Below are 16,112 nucleotides of genomic sequence, written 5' to 3' on the forward strand. Positions count from 1 at the left end.
TCATTGAGAAGCCGAATTCTTATTTATAGTCATTTCAAACAAGTTTGCGACATTCGCCTTTACCTGCAAACCCTGTCCTGGAAGGGGATACAGTGATGACCAGTGCCTCAAAGTGTTGCATTTTCCTGTGAAACGACTATATAACAAAAAATTTCTCATCAATCATTTTGCCTAACTCACGCTTAAAAACTTTTGTTGCAGAGTGGAACACTATCGGTCTAAATCACTCCCACAAGGCGTTTTTAGCTTTTTAGTCCACTGGTGGCAATGCCTCGGATCAAAGCCTTTTGTCCCAGGAAAAATAACCCAACAATCGGCAAAGTTGCCAAGACAGTTGCTGCCATTAAAACTCCCCAATCACTAGTAAATTGTTCCTGTAAACTTGCCAGAGCCAGTTGTACAGTTCGCAGTTCTGGTCGGGTCGTGAACACCAGAGGCTTGAACAGATCATTCCACTCGCCAATAAAGGCCAATAATCCTACTGTAACCAAAGCTGGTCGGGACAAGGGCAGGATAATTTCCCAGAGAATTTGCCAGGGTTTTGCCCCATCTAAAAGAGCTTGAGTCTCCAATTCTACAGGGATTGTGAGAAAATACTGACGCAATAAAAAAATACTAAACCCATTGGCACTGCTGGGCAAAATTAAGGCTCCCAAAGTGTTTAGTAAATGACCCGTTTTCAATACTAGAAATATGGGAATAACTAGTACAGGTAAAGGCACAACAATACTGGCAATGATTAAAGATAAAATTAATTTCTTACCGGTAAATTCTGCACGTGCTAAGGCATAACCCGCTAGCACGGATGTCAATCCCTGGGTTAGCACGACTCCAATTGCCACTGTTAAGGAGATGAATAAAGCCGGTAAGAGTTGCGCCTGTTGCCAGGCCAGGACGTAGTTTTGCCAGTGCCAAGCCGGTGTGAGAGAGGTTTGTACCACGACCACCCCTGGCCAGAGCAATACAACTGCTCCTAGCACCAATACGCCCGTCAGAAAAAGGGAACGAATGGACATAGGCCGGACACCATGAAGACGAAATGGGATTGGAGCGTATGCGTTAAGGGTGGGGTTCGCAATTGCATACAAGGGTAGGGAACTCTCATGTAATTTTCCAAACTCTGCGAAAAGATAAGATTTTTCTGATGTAGTAGCCAATGCAACATTCTCTAATCGGCAATAACAGCAACGCTAATTCTGCGCCAGCCTGACAAAGATACTACTCCCTTGCGGCAGTGCAGAGTTTACTTTAACCTAACCCCGCAACGTGTTCCGGTGATCGTTTAATTTTTTTCATAAATTTTCATAAAAAATATGTAACTGCTATCGGAGTTCAGATAGAGCCACTGTGGTACGTTGCAAAAGCACCTGACTCCCACAGACGGCACTGGGCGTGGTGGCGCAGCAGGTGGTCGCACAAAACCAGGGCAACCATTGCTTCCACCATCGGTACGGCGCGGGGTAACACGCAAGGGTCATGGCGGCCTCGCGGTGTCAGGACCACCTCCTCCCCATCCTGGGTGACCGTCGCCTGGGGTTGGAGAATTGTCGCCGTAGGTTTGAACGCCACCCGCAAATAAATCGTTTCCCCGTTGCTGATGCCCCCCTGGATGCCCCCGGAGCGGTTGGTGCGGGTGCGAATCCGCCCCTGCTCGTCCCGGTAAAATTCGTCGTTGTGCTCCCGCCCGGTCAAGGTCGTTCCGGCAAACCCGGAGCCGATTTCAAACCCCTTGCTGGCAGGCAGCGACATCACCGCCTTGGCTAAATCCGCTTCCAACTTGTCAAACACCGGCGCCCCCAACCCCACCGGCACGGAGCGCGCGACGCAACCCACCACTCCCCCCACAGAATTGCCCTCCTTGCGGTAGGCGTCAATCAGGTCAATGGCTTGGGCGGCCATTTCCGGGTCAGGACAGCGCAGGATATTGCTCTCAATCTCGGCCAGGGTCACCCGTTCGGGGTCAACGCGGGCCTGCAAATCCTTGACCCGCTCCACATAGGCCAAAATTTCCGTCCCCGCCACCTGTCGTAGGATTTTTTTGGCAATGGCCCCGGCAGCCACCCGGCCAATGGTTTCCCTGGCAGAAGCCCGTCCCCCCCCTTGCCAGTTGCGGATGCCGTATTTGGCCTGGTAAGTGGCGTCGGCATGGGAAGGGCGAAACGTAGTCGCCATTTCCTGGTAGTCCTGGCTGCGGGCATCCTGATTTTTCACCAGGATCAAAATCGGCGTGCCCAAGGTCTGCCCCTCGAACACCCCAGAAAGAATTTCACACTGGTCGCGTTCCTGACGGGGCGTGGTAATTTTGCTCTGCCCCGGACGACGCCGGTCGAGTTCCGCTTGAATCTCTGCCACATCCAAAGGCAAACGGGGCGGACAGCCATCAACGACCACCCCCACGGCCCCTCCGTGCGACTCCCCAAAGGTCGTGACCCGAAACAAATGCCCAAACGTATTCCCCATAGTTTCAATTGTGCCAGAATCCTAACCCCCTTCCGCCGCTGGCAGTGCCGCCAAAATTGCCGCCAAAATCCGTGGCACCGGGATCAATTCCAACCCAGAAATGACCTCCCCCTGACTCATAGGAATAATCGCCCGCTGAAAGCCCAATTTCACCGCTTCTTTCAGCCGGGTTTCCAACTGTTGCACCGGCCGAATTTGCCCACTCAAACCCAGTTCCCCGATCAACACCGTTTGGGGTTTTACCAAACAATTGCGAAAACTGGCCATCACCGCCAAAGCAATGCCCAAATCTGCCGCCGGTTCTGACACCCCCAGCCCCCCTGCCGAAGCCACATACACATCAAATTTGGCTAAGGGAACGCCCAGATGTTTTTCTAATACCGCCAGAATTTGCACCAACCGATGGTAATCAATGCCCGTGGCCACCCGCCGGGGCGTGCCATAGCTGGTGGGGCTGACCAAGGCCTGAATTTCTACCAGGAGCGGACGGCTGGCTTCGCAGGCGACAATGGTCGCCACCCCAGGCGCCGGTGATTCCCGATGACTAAGAAATAAAACCGAGGGATTGGTCACTTCTTTGAGGCCCTGTTGGGTCATTTCAAAAATGCCCAATTCATAACTGGGACCAAAACGATTTTTCCCCGCCCGCAACAAGCGAAAATTGGCAAACGCATCCCCTTCAAAATACACCACCGTATCCACCAAATGCTCCAACACTTTTGGCCCGGCAATGGCCCCCTCTTTGGTGATGTGCCCAACGATAAATAACGCCGTGTGATTTTGCTTGGCCACCCGCATCAGGGCCGCCGTACATTCGCGCACCTGGGCCACCGAACCCGGCGCCGAAGTCAACGCCGTATCCATCAGGGCCTGAATACTGTCAATCACCGCCACCGGGGGACGCAGACGGTCCAACTCCGCCAGAATCGCCTCCAACTGGGTTTCCGCCAAGAGGTACAGCCGCTCCCAATGCGCTCCTGGGGTCAACCGCTTGGCCCGCAATTTCACCTGTTGCGCCGACTCTTCTGCACAGACGTATAAAACCGGCATCTGGGCTGCCAAATTCGCCAGCGTTTGTAATAACAATGTTGACTTGCCGATCCCCGCATCCCCGGCCACCAACACCAGCGAACCGGGCACAATCCCCCCACCCAACACCCGGTCAAACTCCCCCGCCCCCGTGGACAACCGCTGCCAATCCTGGTCGCTCACCTGGGCCAAAGGCAACGCCTGCCGCGATGGCCCGCCCCCCCCACTGCGCCCTTTCCGCCCCCGCTCCGCGATGACCGCCACCTCATCCAAACTATTCCACGCCCCACAGTTGCGACACTGGCCGAAATACTGGCCGTATTCTGCCCCGCATTCCCGACACACATAACGACTGCGGCTTTTGGTCATGGATGCAAGTACTCTGTAATAATTTTATCAATACGTTGGGATGCTTTTCCATCCCCGAAGGGATTGACGGCATTGGCCATGCGGGCGTACTGCTGGGGTTCCTGGAGCAATTCGACGGCTTTGGTAATGATTTTATCAGTATCGGTTCCCACCAAAACTGCCGTCCCTGCTGCAATGGCCTCCGGGCGTTCGGTAGTATCCCGCAGGACCAAAACCGGTTTGCCCAACGCCGGAGCTTCCTCCTGAATGCCGCCGGAGTCGGTGAGCACCAGGTAACACTTTTGCAGGGCCGCCACCAGTTGCGGGTAGTCCAGCGGTGGGGTCAAAAAAATGCGGGGATGGTTGGCCAGGGCGGGTTTGAGCACCGCTTGGACCTGCGGATTGGGATGCAGTGGCAGCACTAGGGCGGTATCCGGCACCTGCGCCAGAATCGCCAAAAATGCCTGAGCAATGCGGGCCAGGGGTTCCCCCCAATGTTCCCGCCGATGCACCGTCGCCAGCAGTACCCGGTACTTTTGCCAATCCAAACCGGGAATCGGGCAATCAGGCTGTTGCGCCGCCACCTGCAACAGAGCATCAATCACCGTATTGCCAGTGTGATGAATCTGTCCAGTCACCCGCGATTGCTCCAGGTACTGCACCGCCAGGGGGGTGGGGGCAAAATGCAACTGGGCAATTTGGGAAATCAAACGGCGGTTGGCCTCTTCTGGGTAAGGGCGAAACAGGTCATCCGTGCGCAACCCCGCTTCCACGTGACCGATAGGAATTTTTTGATAGAAACCGGCCAGGGCCGCGGCAAAGGCGGTCGTTGTATCCCCTTGGACCAACACCATCCGGGGTTGAAGGGTTTTGAGGAGGGGGGACAACCGTTCCAACGTCCGGCAGGTAATTTGCTCCAGGGTTTGCCCCGGCTGCATAATTGCCAAATCGTAATCACAACGTATATTAAACCAACCCAAAATCTGGGCGACCATTTCCCGGTGTTGTCCCGTTGTGATCACCGTGACCTGCCAACGGGGGTTGGTCCGCAGGGTTTGAATCACCGGGGCAAGTTTAATGGCTTCCGGGCGCGTACCCAGGACAATGGCCAGGGGTAGGGAAATGGGCGAGAGACCTCAACATCAACACCAAATTTATGTTATCACTCCCCGAATCAGCGTGTCGTCTTGCGGCCATGTTTCGGTGGCATTTTGGCGTAGGGATATGGCCCATAGATTGGCACGAGAATAGCAATAGGCTATGACGTTCTTAAATGAAAATCATAGGGATGGTGGGAGTACTGTCCCTGGGCTTGGTTCGGCAGAATTGCTATGTTTTCATCGCGCAGGATGGCTAGGGGACCGGCCAAAGAATAGGGGAAACTCCGACGATTTTGGAGAAGCCATTAGGAGGATTGAACTCGGCAACAGAAGTTCATAAATTTGGGCCAGGCAAAATGCTTCATGAGAACATTTTTGTGATATGGTCATTTCACAGGGAAATTCAACACTTTGAGGCACTGGTCATCACTGTATTCCCTTCTAGGACAGGGTTTGCGGGCAAAGGCAAATGTTGCAAACTTATTTGAAACTACTGTAAATGAGAATTAAATGAGAATTAAGCGCCAAAATGACCATGCTCTGTATCATGAGGTCAGATGCATCTTTTAGCACGAACCCTAAAAATTTAAGATTCAACACAGAGGAATAGCTTGGTAGCCCCGTACTGCGGGGCGGAAAAGCCCAAAAGCAACTTGCTTTCCCTTTGCGCAAGGGCCGGAGGTCATTGGTCTAAGAGATGATAAAGTTTAGCGTTCCCAGGCATTCGCTTTAGCGGGCCGTAGGCCTTGCACCTACTACGGTGAAAAACCCGACCAGTGCGTAGCTTGGGGGTGTTCTCGCTTCCCTAAAGTAAGCAGAACCTCAAGGAACTGTGTGGGGGCGTCTTGACAGCGCCTTTGCGCGTCCGTTTGGGGACTGCCTAGGAATCTCCCGTCTTTAGATGGTGGGAGTGTCAATTCTGGGCCATCGGTTCTCGACCCAAATGGCATATCGCTCATCAGCAACGCCGGCTAGAGATAGCCATGCTGCTGGTTTTTCTGATCGCTCCCTTCAACGGGGTTTGGTGACCCGTAGAAATTGGGAATCGCTGATCAACGGTTGCCCATTCTGCCAAATAATCGTGTAACTGCGTTCTTCTTCCTGGGTGTCTCCGTTGGGATAAAAATAAGTGTTTTTTCCGATCAAGCGCCACTGCCCGGCACTGCTTTTGATCACTCGCAAATCCTGCACCGTTACCCGCACAAACTGGGCAAAAAAAGCGGGGTCAAATTGGTTTTGCATCGCCGGTGTGTAGGCGAGTCGGGCGTGATCCCAATCCTTTTCTGAGAGGGCTTGGTACAAACTTTTGATCAGGGCCATGGCTTCCTGCTCTTGGTTGGTCGGCCCCGCCGTTGAGATTGCCACCCGTACCCCCCCACCCCCAGCAGGTTGCCGCGGTGACGGGGCTGAGGCAGGCACCGTCGCCCCCTGTTCGCGCCAGGTTTGCCGTCCCCGCCACAGCAGTAAACCCACCATGCCCAGGGCGACCAGACCTCCTGCCAGTGCCAACGACCAGCTCCGTTCCATGCCCGTCAATCCCGCACTAGGGGGGGCACCTGCTTGTGCCAGGGGGTACTTTGCTCGTAGGCATGGGCAATTTGCAAAATCAGCGCTTCTTGCAGTACCGGACCGATCACCTGCAACCCAATCGGTAAACCAGCGGCGGTGAACCCACAGGGCACACTCAAGGCAGGCAAACCCGCCAAATTGACAGGAATGGTCATCAAATCCGTGAGATACATACTCAGGGGGTCGTTGTCTTTGCTGCCAATGGGAAAGGCAGGGACCGGAGCCGTAGGTGACAACAGCGCCTGCACCTGGGTAAACGCCTGGTCAAAATCCCGCCGGATCAACGTCCGCACCTTCTGGGCGTGCAGGTAATAGGCGTCGTAGTACCCTTGGGAAAGGGCGTAGGTGCCCAGCATGATCCGCCGTTTTACCTCGCGGCCAAAGCCTTGCGCCCGCGTTTTGCCGTACATGCTCACCAGGTCATCCGCCGCGACCCGCAACCCATAGCGCACCCCATCGTAACGCGCTAAATTCGCCGAAGCCTCCGCCGGCGCCAGGATGTAGTAGGCGGCCAAGCCAGCGGCAAAGGTGGGACAGGAGATGGGAATGACTTGGGCGCCCAATCGTTCTAATTGCTGCACCGCCTGGTCAAACGCCTGCGCCACCTCCGGGTCCAAGCCCTCCCCTAGGGTTTCCTGGATCACCCCCAAGCGCAATCCCGCCAAGGGTTGGGTCGCCGGTAGGTGCCCCAACGCTTCTAAATAATCCGGCACGGGCGTATCAATACTGGTGCTGTCTTTGGGGTCATGCCCGGCAATCACACCCAAGACAATCGCCGCATCCGCCACCGTAGGCGCTAAAGGGCCAATTTGATCGAGCGAAGAGGCATAGGCCACCAAGCCGTAGCGAGATACCCGGCCATAGGTGGGTTTGACCCCGACAACCCCGCAAAAAGACGCCGGGAGCCGGATCGAGCCACCTGTGTCCGAACCCAACGCCGCCACACATTCCTGCGCTGCCACCACTGCCCCCGACCCCCCGGAGGAACCCCCCGGCACCCGCTGCGTATCCCAAGGATTGGCGGTGATTTGGAAGGCGGAATGTTCGGTGGAACTGCCCATGGCAAATTCATCCAGGTTGGTTTTGCCCAAGACCACCGCCCCCGCTTGGGTCAACCGCTCGACCACGGTGGCGTTGTAGGGAGGCCGATAATGCTCGAGGATGCGGGAGGCACAGGTGGTCGGGATGCCTTGGGTGCAGAGATTGTCCTTCAGGGCGATGGGAATTCCCATCAACCATCCCAGGTCTTCCCCCTGAGCCCGCCGGGCATCTAGGGCCTGGGCTTGGGCAAGGGCCTGTTCTGCCGTCACCGTGAGATAGCCACGCACCTGGGGTTCCCGCTGGCGAATCCGGTCCAGGTACTGTTCGACCAACTTGACGCTGGTGGTTTCGCCCCGGCGCAGTTGCTGTTGCAGGTGTTGAATCAGGGACATGGACACATCCGACTGCCTCGGTACGACTTTACCACACCCGGCAGCGGCCCTGGGGGGAGTTTCGTGGGGGCGTGGGATTTGGTAAGGTGGGAGGGGTCTTTTGTGTGCCGGGAGAAACGCCATGCGGTTGGGAAGTCCTGCCCATCGGGATTTGTTCTGTCGCAGTTTGTTAGAAACGCACCGAACCTACGACCCAGATAGCTTCCCTTGGCCGGAGTTGGATGGGAAAACTCTGGACTTTTTGCGGGGGATTCCCTTTTGGCAGGAGGCCTTGGCCACGGAAAAACGGGCAGGGATGATGGCACAGGCGTTTGCTGAGGAAATCGATGACCCGCTGATTCGCCAAGCGGTGGCCCTGCAGGCGACGGAAGAGGCCCGACATGGGCGGTTGCTTGCCGGTCTGGTGCAACGGTACGACATTCCTGTCAATCTCGACCCGCCCTATACCCCGCCTCGGAATTTGCGGCAGGCGTTTGTGGATTTTGGCTTTAGCGAGTGTTTGGATTCGTTTTTTGCCTTTGGCTTTTTCCGCATTGCCCAACGGTCGGGGTTTTTCCCGGAGGCGCTGTTTACTTTGTTTGACCCGATTATTGACGAAGAAGCCCGCCACATTGTGTTTTTTGTGAATTGGCTGGCCTACGAGCAAAGTCGCCGGGGCTGGGGGGTGGCGCCCTACCGGGCGGTGAACACCCTGTGGAATTACGGCAAAGCCCTGAGCCATTTGGTGGGTTCTTTTCGCGGGGCGGCCACCACAGGGAGTGGCTTTACGGCAGCGGGGGCGTTGGTGTTTGCCCCGGATTTGACCCTGCGGCAGTTTTTGGCGACCTGTGTGGCGGAAAATGCCTACCGCATGCGCGCCTTTGACCCGGAATTGCTCCAACCCCGGTTACTGGCGCGCCTGTCCCAAACCCTTCTGCGGGTGCTGCAATGGTTGCCCCCCAAACAAACGCAAATCTCCCCCGCCTGATTCTGTTGGCGCCCCAAGGGGCGGAATACCAGGCGGTGCGACGGGGGGCTGACCCGGCTTGGCCGGTGCTGGCGCTGCCCCTGGGTGGGCGAACCTTGTCCCGGTGGTGGGCGGTGCATCAACGGGAATTAGCGGGAAAAAATGCCGTTCTCCTTGGTTTAGCCGGAGGGCTACACCCCCAATGGCAGGTGGGCGATGCGGTGATCTGCCAGAGTTCGACCGATGCAGGCAGCGGGACGACCCGGGCCTACGACCCGGACATCACCCAATGGTTGACCCAGCGGTTGCGCCTGCCTGTGGTCACCAGCGTCACTGTGCCCCAAGTCGTCACCCAGCCCCAGGCGAAACAAACCTTGGGGCGCATTTGGGGGACGGCGGTGGTGGAAATGGAAGGCTACCCCCTGTTGCAGTACCTCCCCCGCTTGGGCATGGTGCGGGTGGTCTGCGACAGGATGGACCAGGTGCTGCCCGATGTGGGGGCGGCAGTGGATGGGACGACCGGGCAATTGCACCTCCTGCCTTTGGTCTGGGCGATGTTGCGGCAACCGAAAGCGGCGCTGGCCTTGATCCAGGGGGCATGCACAGGACTGGCCCGGTTAACGGCGCTGGCCCAACAACTGACAGGGAATTCTGAAAAAACTACAATAAAAGCAGGGGCTACGGATGTGTCTGCGATACAAAGGTAGAACGTACCCTGTAGCGATAAAGATGAGGATTTTTGTATGAGCGATATTCACGCCCAAATCAAAGCCGAACGGGAGGCTGCCCGCGCCATCTGCGACCTCAAAGGGGAGGCAGACCCGGAATGCGCCGTCGCCTGGGATGTGGTGGAAGAACTGCAAGCGGAGGCGGCGCACCAGCGGGAACAGGGCAAAGGCAAAACCTCCCTGGAACAGTACTGTGATGCCAACCCGGATGCTGCCGAGTGCCGGGTTTACGACGATTAAGCCCTAGTCATGTCCCAGCCGTTGCGGGTCGTCCAAATCACCGATACCCATCTGTTCGCCGACCCGCAGCAGGCGTTACTCGGCTGTCCCACCCAATTGACCTTGCAGGCGGTGGTGGCCGAGGTGCAGCGGTATCAACCCGATGTGGTGCTGTTGACGGGGGATTTGTCCCAGGATGAAACCCCGGCTTCGTACCAGCACCTCCTGACGGTGCTCCAGCCCTTGACGTGCCCAATTTATTGGACGGCGGGGAACCACGACCACCTGGAGACCCTAAGCCAGGCGTTGAGCCAGGGCAGTTGTCGTCCTGAAAAAACCTGGGTGCAGGGGGGCTGGCGGTTTATTTTGCTCCACTCGCCGGTGCCGGGGGCGGTGGGGGGGCATTTGGCGGCGACCGAATTGCAGCGGCTGGCGTCTATTTTGCACCAGTCTTCGGAACCGACCCTGATTGCCCTGCACCATCCTTTGTTTCCGGTGGGTTCGCCCTGGTTGGATGACAGTCGCCTGGCCAACCCGGAGGAATTTTGGCAAGTCTGTGATGCCCATCCCCAGGTGAAGGTGGTTGTGTGTGGTCATGTGCATCAGGAGTGTACGTGGCAGCGCCGGGGGGTGACCTATTACAGCAGTCCTTCGACGTGTATTCAATTTGCCCCGCACGCCGCCACGTTTACCTTAGATACTGCCTATCCCGGATTTCGCTGGCTGGAGTTGTTCCCCCAGGGACATTTTCGCAGTGGGGTCATCCGGGTTGTGGCCCAATGGGCGATGGATGTACAAGCAGTGGGTTATTAATAGGCGGGGATCACGGCTTTTCCACCGCGGCCTGGGGTGTGATAATCTAAATAAGGTGCCGGTCGGCCTTAGGGTTCTGTACTGGCCAAGGTTCAGGATTTGTTACAACTTTGTTCGTTCAATCCTGCCCCACCACCCACCCTTGAGAAGCTCCTGCAATGCTGTTCCTTTGCCCAATGGCGTGCCGAATTTAGGAGGTGTTTTATGACCGTGCGGATTTATGTGGGCAATTTGCCCGAAGATGTGGACAAACAGGAGTTGGATGCCCTGTTCCGGGCGGCGCAGGACATTCAATCTCTGAAGCTGATTACCAACCGCAAAACCAACAAATGCCGGGGGTTTGGGTTTATCACGGTGAAAACGGAAGCGGAGGCAGACAGCCTGGTTAGCCGCTTCAACGGGCAGCCTTTTCGGGAGCAACCCCTGAAGGTGGAAAAAGCCCTGCCCCGGAACAAGGACAAGGAGAAGGAGAAAGACAAAGCGGGCAAGGAATCCCAGGTTCCCCAGGCTCAGGATGCGGTGGCAACGGACACCCCAGGGATGAGTGAACCGGTGCCCAAACCCCGCCGCGATGCCCCCAACCGCAACAGTCAGCGGCAACAGAACCGGCGCAAAGCGGCTGCCCAACCTGTTCGTGCCGCAGTCAACGCCAGCTACGAGGCGGCAGAACCCGACCCCCGCTGGGCGGATGCGCTGCGGCAACTCAAGGAACGGTTGGCGATGCAGACCACCGGCTCTTAAAAAACAGGCAAAGCAAATCCCGTTAAGATAGAGGGATAGCCCTTGGGCTGGATTGTCTCACCGGCACGTAATATGAAAGCGACAACCCAGGTTTGTTTTCGTTCGGCGCTGATTGATTGCCAAGTGATTACCCGCGACCGGGGACGACGTTTGGGAGTAGTCAGCCAGGTTTGGTGTGACGTGGACGCTTGGCAGGTGGTGGCTTTGGATATGAAAGACTCGCTGGTGAGTAATTATTTGCCGGGGGAACCGAGCCACTCGCTGCGGTGGGAGCAGGTGCGGCAGATTGGGGATGTGGTGTTGGTGGACGATGACCAGGTGGTGGAGGAGTTGGACCTAACGCCCTACACCCGTTTGGTGGGGACTGAAGTAGTGACGGAAACGGGGGAATTTTTGGGCAAGGTGCGGGATTTTGAATTTGCGGTGGCCGATGGGCGGATTTCCCACCTGGTGATTGATTCCCTGGGGGTACCCCGGATTCCGGCCCGGTTGCTGAGTACCTATGAATTGTCGGTGGAGGAAGTAGTCAGCGTCGGTGCCAATAAGCTGATTGTGTTTGAGGGGGCGGAAGAGCGGCTCAACCAACTCACCCGCGGCTGGTTGGAGGCGGTGGGGATCGGCAAACCCCCTTGGGAGCGAGAGGACGACGCCAACTATCTGCCGACGCCCGTGAGCTACGAGAATCGCTTAGGCAGTGGCGAACGCCAGCGGGTACGTACCGAGGAGGACTGGGCAGCGCCGGAGGTGCCTGCCCGCAAGACCCCCCGCCGGGTGGAAACGGCCTATGTGGAGCCTTTGGAACCGGAACCGGCGGAGGTGGATTTGGAAACCGATGCCTGGGCAGAAGCGGAACCCTACCAACCGCCGGTCAATTTGCCCCAACGGCAGTACGAGGAGGAGTCGAATTAGTTGGCGACGCCCTTTTGGAAATACCACGCCCTGGGGAATGACTATTTGGTGCTGGACCCGCAACGCTTGGGATTTCCCTTGCACCCCGGTACGATCCAGCGGTTGTGTCACCGGCATTTTGGCCTAGGGAGCGATGGGATTTTGCTGGGGCCTTTGCCGGCGCCGGGGGCGGATTTTGGCCTGCGGATTTTTAACCCGGACGGCTCGGAGGCGGAAAAAAGCGGCAATGGTCTGCGCATTTTTGCCCGCTATCTTTGGGACGAGGGGAAGGTGGGCGCGCAACCGTTTTACGTGCAGACTCTGGGCGGGCGGGTGCAAGCGCAGGTGCAGCAGGGGGGACGGCAGGTGCAGGTGGATATGGGGCGGGTGTCGTTTCACAGCCGGTTGATCCCGGTGACGGGGCCCGACCGGGAGGTGCTCCAAGAGCCGATCGAGGTGCTGGGGCAAACCTTCACTTTCTCGGCGGCGACAATTGGCAATCCCCACTGTGTGGTTGTGGTGCCGGAGGCGACCCCAGCGTTGGCGCAGACCTACGGCCCGGCTTTGGAAACCCATCCCTATTTCCCCCAGCGGACAAATGTGCAGTTTGTGCAGGTGGTCTCCCCCCAGCGGTTGCGGCTGGAGATTTGGGAGCGGGGGGCGGGCTATACCTTGGCCTCAGGGAGCAGCAGCAGTGCGGCGGCGGCGGTGGTGCATCGGTTGGGATTGTGTGACGCTGCGGTCACGGTCGCGATGCCGGGGGGGGAATTGGCCATTCGGATCGCCCCGGATTTTGCCATCACCATGACCGGCCCGGTGACAGCGGTGGCTCAGGGCACGTTGGCTGCTGATCTGCTGGCCGATTGAATTTATCATGGATAAAGAAGAAGTCTGGTCTGTCCCCATGCCCTGGCCCGATGTTGCGCGGTTCTGGCAGACGGTGACCTATTTTGAGGCGTTGCCGGTTGTCGCCTGTGTGCAGCGGGTTTTGGGTCTGAGTCCCCCCCCGGCCACCGTGACGCCCCAGGGAGAACTGCTGATGGATATGACGCAACCGGCGACGGTCGCCCTCTGGGGTGCTTTGGATGACGTGGTGATGGGGGGGCTGAGCCGCAGCCAGTTGGTGTTGGACCCGGCGGGTGCCCGGTTTGAAGGAACGGTGACGACGGAAAATAACGGCGGGTTTGCCTCCATTCGTACCCGGAATCTGGAACCCCCACTGGACCTGTCTGCGGCCACCGGTCTAGCCCTGCGGGTGCGGGGGGATGGCAAGCGGTACAAGTTTTTGCTGAGGGACAGTTCCGGTTGGGACAGCCTGGCCTACAGCGCCCAATTCGACACCCAACCGGCTACTTGGATCACGGTCAAAATTCCGTTTGCCGACTTGGTGCCGGTCTTTCGCGCCAAAACCGTGCCCAACGCCCCCCCTATCAATCTGCGCCAGGTGGTCTCCCTGCAAATCATGCTGAGTAAATTTGCCTACGATGGGCAGCGCAATCCCACCTTCCAGCCGGGGGATTTTCGGTTACAAATTTCTACAATCAGCACCTACCGGGAAGAGCCATCCCCGACACTGGAAAAGTAGTGGGGATGCGGTTATGGATTTGGACCCAATTACAGCCGCCAGTTTTGCCATGATTGACCGGGAAATAGGCGGTCATCCCTGGGGGTGGAATGCGGCAGAATACGCCATCATTCGGCGGGTGATTCACGCCACAGCGGATTTTGAATTCAAGTATCTCCTGCGGTTTAGTCCCCAAGCGATTGCGGTGGGGATACGCGCCCTGCGCCAGAATGCCCCGGTGGTGACAGATGTGGGGTTGGTGGCGCAAGGGGTGAAAAATCATCTGGCTACCCATTTACCCAATCCCCTGGTGAACGCCCTGGACCTAGCGCCCTTGGAACCGGCAGGCGAGACCCGCGCTGCTTTGGGGATGGCCCAGGCCCTCACCCAATATCCTGGGGCAGTGGTGGTGATTGGCAATGCCCCCACGGCTTTAGCCAAACTCTGCGCCCTGTACCCCAGTCTGACCTCCCCCCCAGCGCTGGTGATTGCCGCCCCGGTGGGGTTTGTGCATGTTTTGGAAGCCAAAGCCCAGTTGGCTCAAACCCCTATCCCCCAAATCCTCGTGCAAGGGCGCAAAGGGGGTTCTGCCGTGGCTGCTGCCATTTGTAATGCCCTGGTGGATTTGGCCGTGGCTTTAGCGCCGTCCCACCAGACTCCGAGCCGTGCGGACTAATTCTTCCTTGTCCACCGGTTTGGTGAGGTAGGCAGATGCCCCCTGTTTCATCCCCCAAAACTTATCAATATCCCCCTGTTTACTCGAACAAATAATAATAGGAATGTCCGCCGTCTCCGGTTGTTTTTTCACCTGGCGACAAAACTCAAACCCACTTTCTCCCGGCAACACCACATCCAGCACGATCAAATCGGGTTTTTGTTTAGCCAGATACTGATGCGCCTCCTCCGCACTGGCGACCCGGTTGACCAAAAAACCCTCCCCCTGCAAATAACCGGCCAGCAGTGCCGCTTCCGGTTGCATATCTTCCACAATCAATACCGTTGCCATAGGCGTTTCGATTCAGGATCACCCCAAACACAGGCCCCTTGTTTCTATCCTACACCTTGGAACCGCAACCGGAGCAGTCACCGCCGTTGTCCCTAGGACTTCAACACCTTCTGGGGGCGAGGCGTCGCCTGCAGGGATTGTTCCAGGTTTTTAATCTGGCGGGATTGCACCTGAGCGGTTAACCATTGCCCAAGCAGGTGGTCGCAGGAAAACCAACCCGCCCCTTGCACCGTTAACATCAGGAAGCAGGCCGCATACACACCGGACAATTCCAGATAGGGCAGGCTAAGCCCAGCTACCTTGATGTGGTGGTAAATCGCCACCGCCATCGTCGCCAACAGACTCATCGCCGCCAAGCGCGTCCCCAAGCCCAAAATCAGCAACACCGAACCCACAATCTCCGTGCCTGCCGCCACATAGCTGAAAAAGATCGGAAACGGCAAACCAATCACCTGCACATAGGCTTCCGCAAACCCCGGAATATCCGCCAACTTGTCAAAACCGTTGTGGATCATCATCACCCCCACCACCACGCGCCACACCGACCAAACCACTTGCTGCCCCAACCCAGGCATCCCATCCGACCGCAACAGCCGAGCCACCAAACCAGTCATACCTGCACTCCTAAATTAAAATCATTGCTAAGCACTGTTAATCAATGTAACACATTTTTGCGGAGTCGGGGTGTGTCTTGGGTGGTTTGGGGGGTGGTTGACAAGAATGATGTTTTCAGTTGGTGTTCCTATAAGTTGGGTTTGCTATAGTTTGTTTCATGGTGTTGCCAATACTGTTAGTTATTAGGTTGTGTTGAGCTTATGTAAAATAGAAACGATGATTTATGGAAGACAAAAGATGAGTGTGGTGGTTTGAGATGAAAATAAATGGCAGAAGATACTGACTTTTTTACAGCCAGAAGATAGAGTCAATATTGGGAACGAAAAAGCAAGGCATTTGATTGCATCCTTTTTTCCAAGTTAACGCAGTACCGACATGTATTTTTTTGATAAATTGGCCAGAAGCTTTTTGAGTTTTCTCTACTTTGTCTGTACAGTCTTCTGGCTTCAATATAGCTAAGCATACAAAGGTTGACATGCTATGGGTTGCTGGGCGCAGCCCCACATTGGTTTCCCATAGGGAAGTGTGGCGTATCCATGAATCTTCAGGCGACAACCTTAACCTACCTAGCTATAGCTATAACTCGTTCGGAAGGTTGTGGCAGCCGCTGGGTGTGAATTGATATATCTACCGAAATACTCTCCCGATTTAAA

General features: G+C 56.6%; 17 protein-coding genes and 1 pseudogene. 10 read left to right on the forward strand and 8 right to left on the reverse strand.

Translation table 11 applies throughout. The features are described 5' to 3' along the window. Positions 1-242: 242 nt before the first annotated feature. The 6 genes from ACWISF_RS00235 to gatA all read right to left on the reverse strand — a co-directional run bounded on the left by ACWISF_RS00235 (position 243) and on the right by gatA (position 7,939). Positions 243-1,016, reverse strand: a complete 774-nt coding sequence (locus tag ACWISF_RS00235) for a carbohydrate ABC transporter permease (protein ID WP_448379590.1) — start codon at positions 1,014-1,016, stop codon at positions 243-245. 316 nt (positions 1,017-1,332) lie between these two features. Further along, positions 1,333-2,460 carry a chorismate synthase gene (aroC, locus tag ACWISF_RS00240; protein WP_448379591.1) on the reverse strand — a complete coding sequence of 376 codons (1,128 nt, stop codon included), beginning with the start codon at positions 2,458-2,460 and terminating at the stop codon, positions 1,333-1,335. 21 nt (positions 2,461-2,481) lie between these two features. After that, positions 2,482-3,858 carry a DNA repair protein RadA gene (gene radA / locus ACWISF_RS00245; RefSeq protein ID WP_448379592.1) on the reverse strand — a complete coding sequence of 459 codons (1,377 nt, stop codon included), beginning with the start codon at positions 3,856-3,858 and terminating at the stop codon, positions 2,482-2,484. Continuing rightward, complete coding sequence (gene wecB / locus ACWISF_RS00250; protein WP_448379606.1) at positions 3,855-4,961, reverse strand: non-hydrolyzing UDP-N-acetylglucosamine 2-epimerase; 1,107 nt, start codon at positions 4,959-4,961, stop codon at positions 3,855-3,857. Before wecB ends, radA begins: the two co-directional genes overlap by 4 nt. A gap of 987 nt (positions 4,962-5,948) precedes the next feature. Next, positions 5,949-6,464, reverse strand: a complete 516-nt coding sequence (locus tag ACWISF_RS00255; protein ID WP_448379593.1) for a hypothetical protein — start codon at positions 6,462-6,464, stop codon at positions 5,949-5,951. Between the two features lie 5 nt (positions 6,465-6,469). Then, positions 6,470-7,939: an Asp-tRNA(Asn)/Glu-tRNA(Gln) amidotransferase subunit GatA gene (gatA, locus tag ACWISF_RS00260; protein ID WP_448379594.1), complete on the reverse strand. Its 1,470-nt coding sequence runs from the start codon at positions 7,937-7,939 to the stop codon at positions 6,470-6,472. Positions 7,940-8,060: 121 nt separating this feature from the next. On the opposite strand from gatA, the gene ACWISF_RS00265 reads away from it, so the two are divergent. The 9 genes from ACWISF_RS00265 (at position 8,061) to ACWISF_RS00305 (ending at position 14,514) form a co-directional block, all read left to right on the forward strand. Further along, positions 8,061-8,906 (forward strand): ferritin-like domain-containing protein, encoded by an 846-nt coding sequence (locus tag ACWISF_RS00265; protein WP_448379595.1) that lies wholly within the window; start codon positions 8,061-8,063, stop codon positions 8,904-8,906. Further along, positions 8,867-9,592, forward strand: a complete 726-nt coding sequence (locus ACWISF_RS00270; RefSeq protein ID WP_448379596.1) for a phosphorylase family protein — start codon at positions 8,867-8,869, stop codon at positions 9,590-9,592. Before ACWISF_RS00265 ends, ACWISF_RS00270 begins: the two co-directional genes overlap by 40 nt. Positions 9,593-9,628: 36 nt before the next feature. After that, positions 9,629-9,853 carry a CP12 domain-containing protein gene (locus ACWISF_RS00275; protein ID WP_448379597.1) on the forward strand — a complete coding sequence of 75 codons (225 nt, stop codon included), beginning with the start codon at positions 9,629-9,631 and terminating at the stop codon, positions 9,851-9,853. Positions 9,854-9,862: 9 nt separating this feature from the next. After that, positions 9,863-10,645 carry a 3',5'-cyclic-AMP phosphodiesterase gene (gene cpdA, locus ACWISF_RS00280; RefSeq protein ID WP_448379598.1) on the forward strand — a complete coding sequence of 261 codons (783 nt, stop codon included), beginning with the start codon at positions 9,863-9,865 and terminating at the stop codon, positions 10,643-10,645. Positions 10,646-10,849: 204 nt separating this feature from the next. Then, on the forward strand, positions 10,850-11,386 hold the full coding sequence (locus ACWISF_RS00285; protein ID WP_448379599.1) for an RNA recognition motif domain-containing protein: 537 nt from the start codon (positions 10,850-10,852) through the stop codon (positions 11,384-11,386). Positions 11,387-11,458: 72 nt separating this feature from the next. Continuing rightward, positions 11,459-12,295, forward strand: a complete 837-nt coding sequence (locus tag ACWISF_RS00290) for a PRC-barrel domain-containing protein (protein ID WP_448379600.1) — start codon at positions 11,459-11,461, stop codon at positions 12,293-12,295. Further along, a complete protein-coding gene (gene dapF, locus ACWISF_RS00295) occupies positions 12,296-13,141 on the forward strand; it encodes a diaminopimelate epimerase (protein ID WP_448379601.1) in 846 nt (281 codons plus the stop codon). Positions 13,142-13,178: 37 nt separating this feature from the next. Beyond that, the gene (locus ACWISF_RS00300; protein WP_448379602.1) at positions 13,179-13,859 is read left to right on the forward strand and encodes a CIA30 family protein; all 681 of its coding nucleotides are present in this window, start codon (positions 13,179-13,181) and stop codon (positions 13,857-13,859) included. 13 nt (positions 13,860-13,872) lie between these two features. Next, positions 13,873-14,514 (forward strand): precorrin-8X methylmutase, encoded by a 642-nt coding sequence (locus ACWISF_RS00305; protein ID WP_448379603.1) that lies wholly within the window; start codon positions 13,873-13,875, stop codon positions 14,512-14,514. Here ACWISF_RS00305 and ACWISF_RS00310 read toward each other — a convergent pair. Both ACWISF_RS00310 and ACWISF_RS00315 read right to left on the reverse strand, forming a co-directional pair. Beyond that, positions 14,476-14,844, reverse strand: coding sequence for a response regulator transcription factor (locus ACWISF_RS00310; protein WP_448379604.1), 369 nt, complete (start codon positions 14,842-14,844; stop codon positions 14,476-14,478). The two genes, ACWISF_RS00305 and ACWISF_RS00310, sit on opposite strands and share 39 nt — an antisense overlap. A gap of 92 nt (positions 14,845-14,936) precedes the next feature. Then, entirely contained in the window at positions 14,937-15,458 is a 522-nt protein-coding gene (locus tag ACWISF_RS00315; RefSeq protein WP_448379605.1) for a DoxX family protein, read from the reverse strand. 325 nt (positions 15,459-15,783) lie between these two features. Here ACWISF_RS00315 and ACWISF_RS00320 point away from each other — a divergent pair. Then, positions 15,784-15,918, forward strand: a pseudogene (locus ACWISF_RS00320) (IS5-like element ISSoc13 family transposase); the annotation flags it as partial. Positions 15,919-16,112: the final 194 nt, after the last annotated feature.

The sequence above is a fragment of the Gloeomargarita sp. genome (assembly GCF_053491055.1).

Excerpts from the sequence above, each read along its gene's own strand:
- ACWISF_RS00285 (WP_448379599.1), top strand. The coding sequence starts at position 10,850 with ATGACCGTGCGGATTTATGTGGGCAATTTGCCCGAAGATGTGGACAAA.
- cpdA (WP_448379598.1), top strand. The coding sequence starts at position 9,863 with ATGTCCCAGCCGTTGCGGGTCGTCCAAATCACCGATACCCATCTGTTC.
- ACWISF_RS00305 (WP_448379603.1), top strand. The coding sequence starts at position 13,873 with ATGGATTTGGACCCAATTACAGCCGCCAGTTTTGCCATGATTGACCGG.
- ACWISF_RS00270 (WP_448379596.1), top strand. The coding sequence starts at position 8,867 with ATGGTTGCCCCCCAAACAAACGCAAATCTCCCCCGCCTGATTCTGTTG.
- ACWISF_RS00315 (WP_448379605.1), bottom strand. The coding sequence starts at position 15,458 with ATGACTGGTTTGGTGGCTCGGCTGTTGCGGTCGGATGGGATGCCTGGG.
- ACWISF_RS00300 (WP_448379602.1), top strand. The coding sequence starts at position 13,179 with ATGCCCTGGCCCGATGTTGCGCGGTTCTGGCAGACGGTGACCTATTTT.
- ACWISF_RS00310 (WP_448379604.1), bottom strand. The coding sequence starts at position 14,844 with ATGGCAACGGTATTGATTGTGGAAGATATGCAACCGGAAGCGGCACTG.
- ACWISF_RS00255 (WP_448379593.1), bottom strand. The coding sequence starts at position 6,464 with ATGGAACGGAGCTGGTCGTTGGCACTGGCAGGAGGTCTGGTCGCCCTG.
- radA (WP_448379592.1), bottom strand. The coding sequence starts at position 3,858 with ATGACCAAAAGCCGCAGTCGTTATGTGTGTCGGGAATGCGGGGCAGAA.
- ACWISF_RS00265 (WP_448379595.1), top strand. The coding sequence starts at position 8,061 with ATGCGGTTGGGAAGTCCTGCCCATCGGGATTTGTTCTGTCGCAGTTTG.
- ACWISF_RS00235 (WP_448379590.1), bottom strand. The coding sequence starts at position 1,016 with ATGTCCATTCGTTCCCTTTTTCTGACGGGCGTATTGGTGCTAGGAGCA.
- ACWISF_RS00290 (WP_448379600.1), top strand. The coding sequence starts at position 11,459 with ATGAAAGCGACAACCCAGGTTTGTTTTCGTTCGGCGCTGATTGATTGC.
- aroC (WP_448379591.1), bottom strand. The coding sequence starts at position 2,460 with ATGGGGAATACGTTTGGGCATTTGTTTCGGGTCACGACCTTTGGGGAG.
- gatA (WP_448379594.1), bottom strand. The coding sequence starts at position 7,939 with ATGTCCCTGATTCAACACCTGCAACAGCAACTGCGCCGGGGCGAAACC.
- ACWISF_RS00275 (WP_448379597.1), top strand. The coding sequence starts at position 9,629 with ATGAGCGATATTCACGCCCAAATCAAAGCCGAACGGGAGGCTGCCCGC.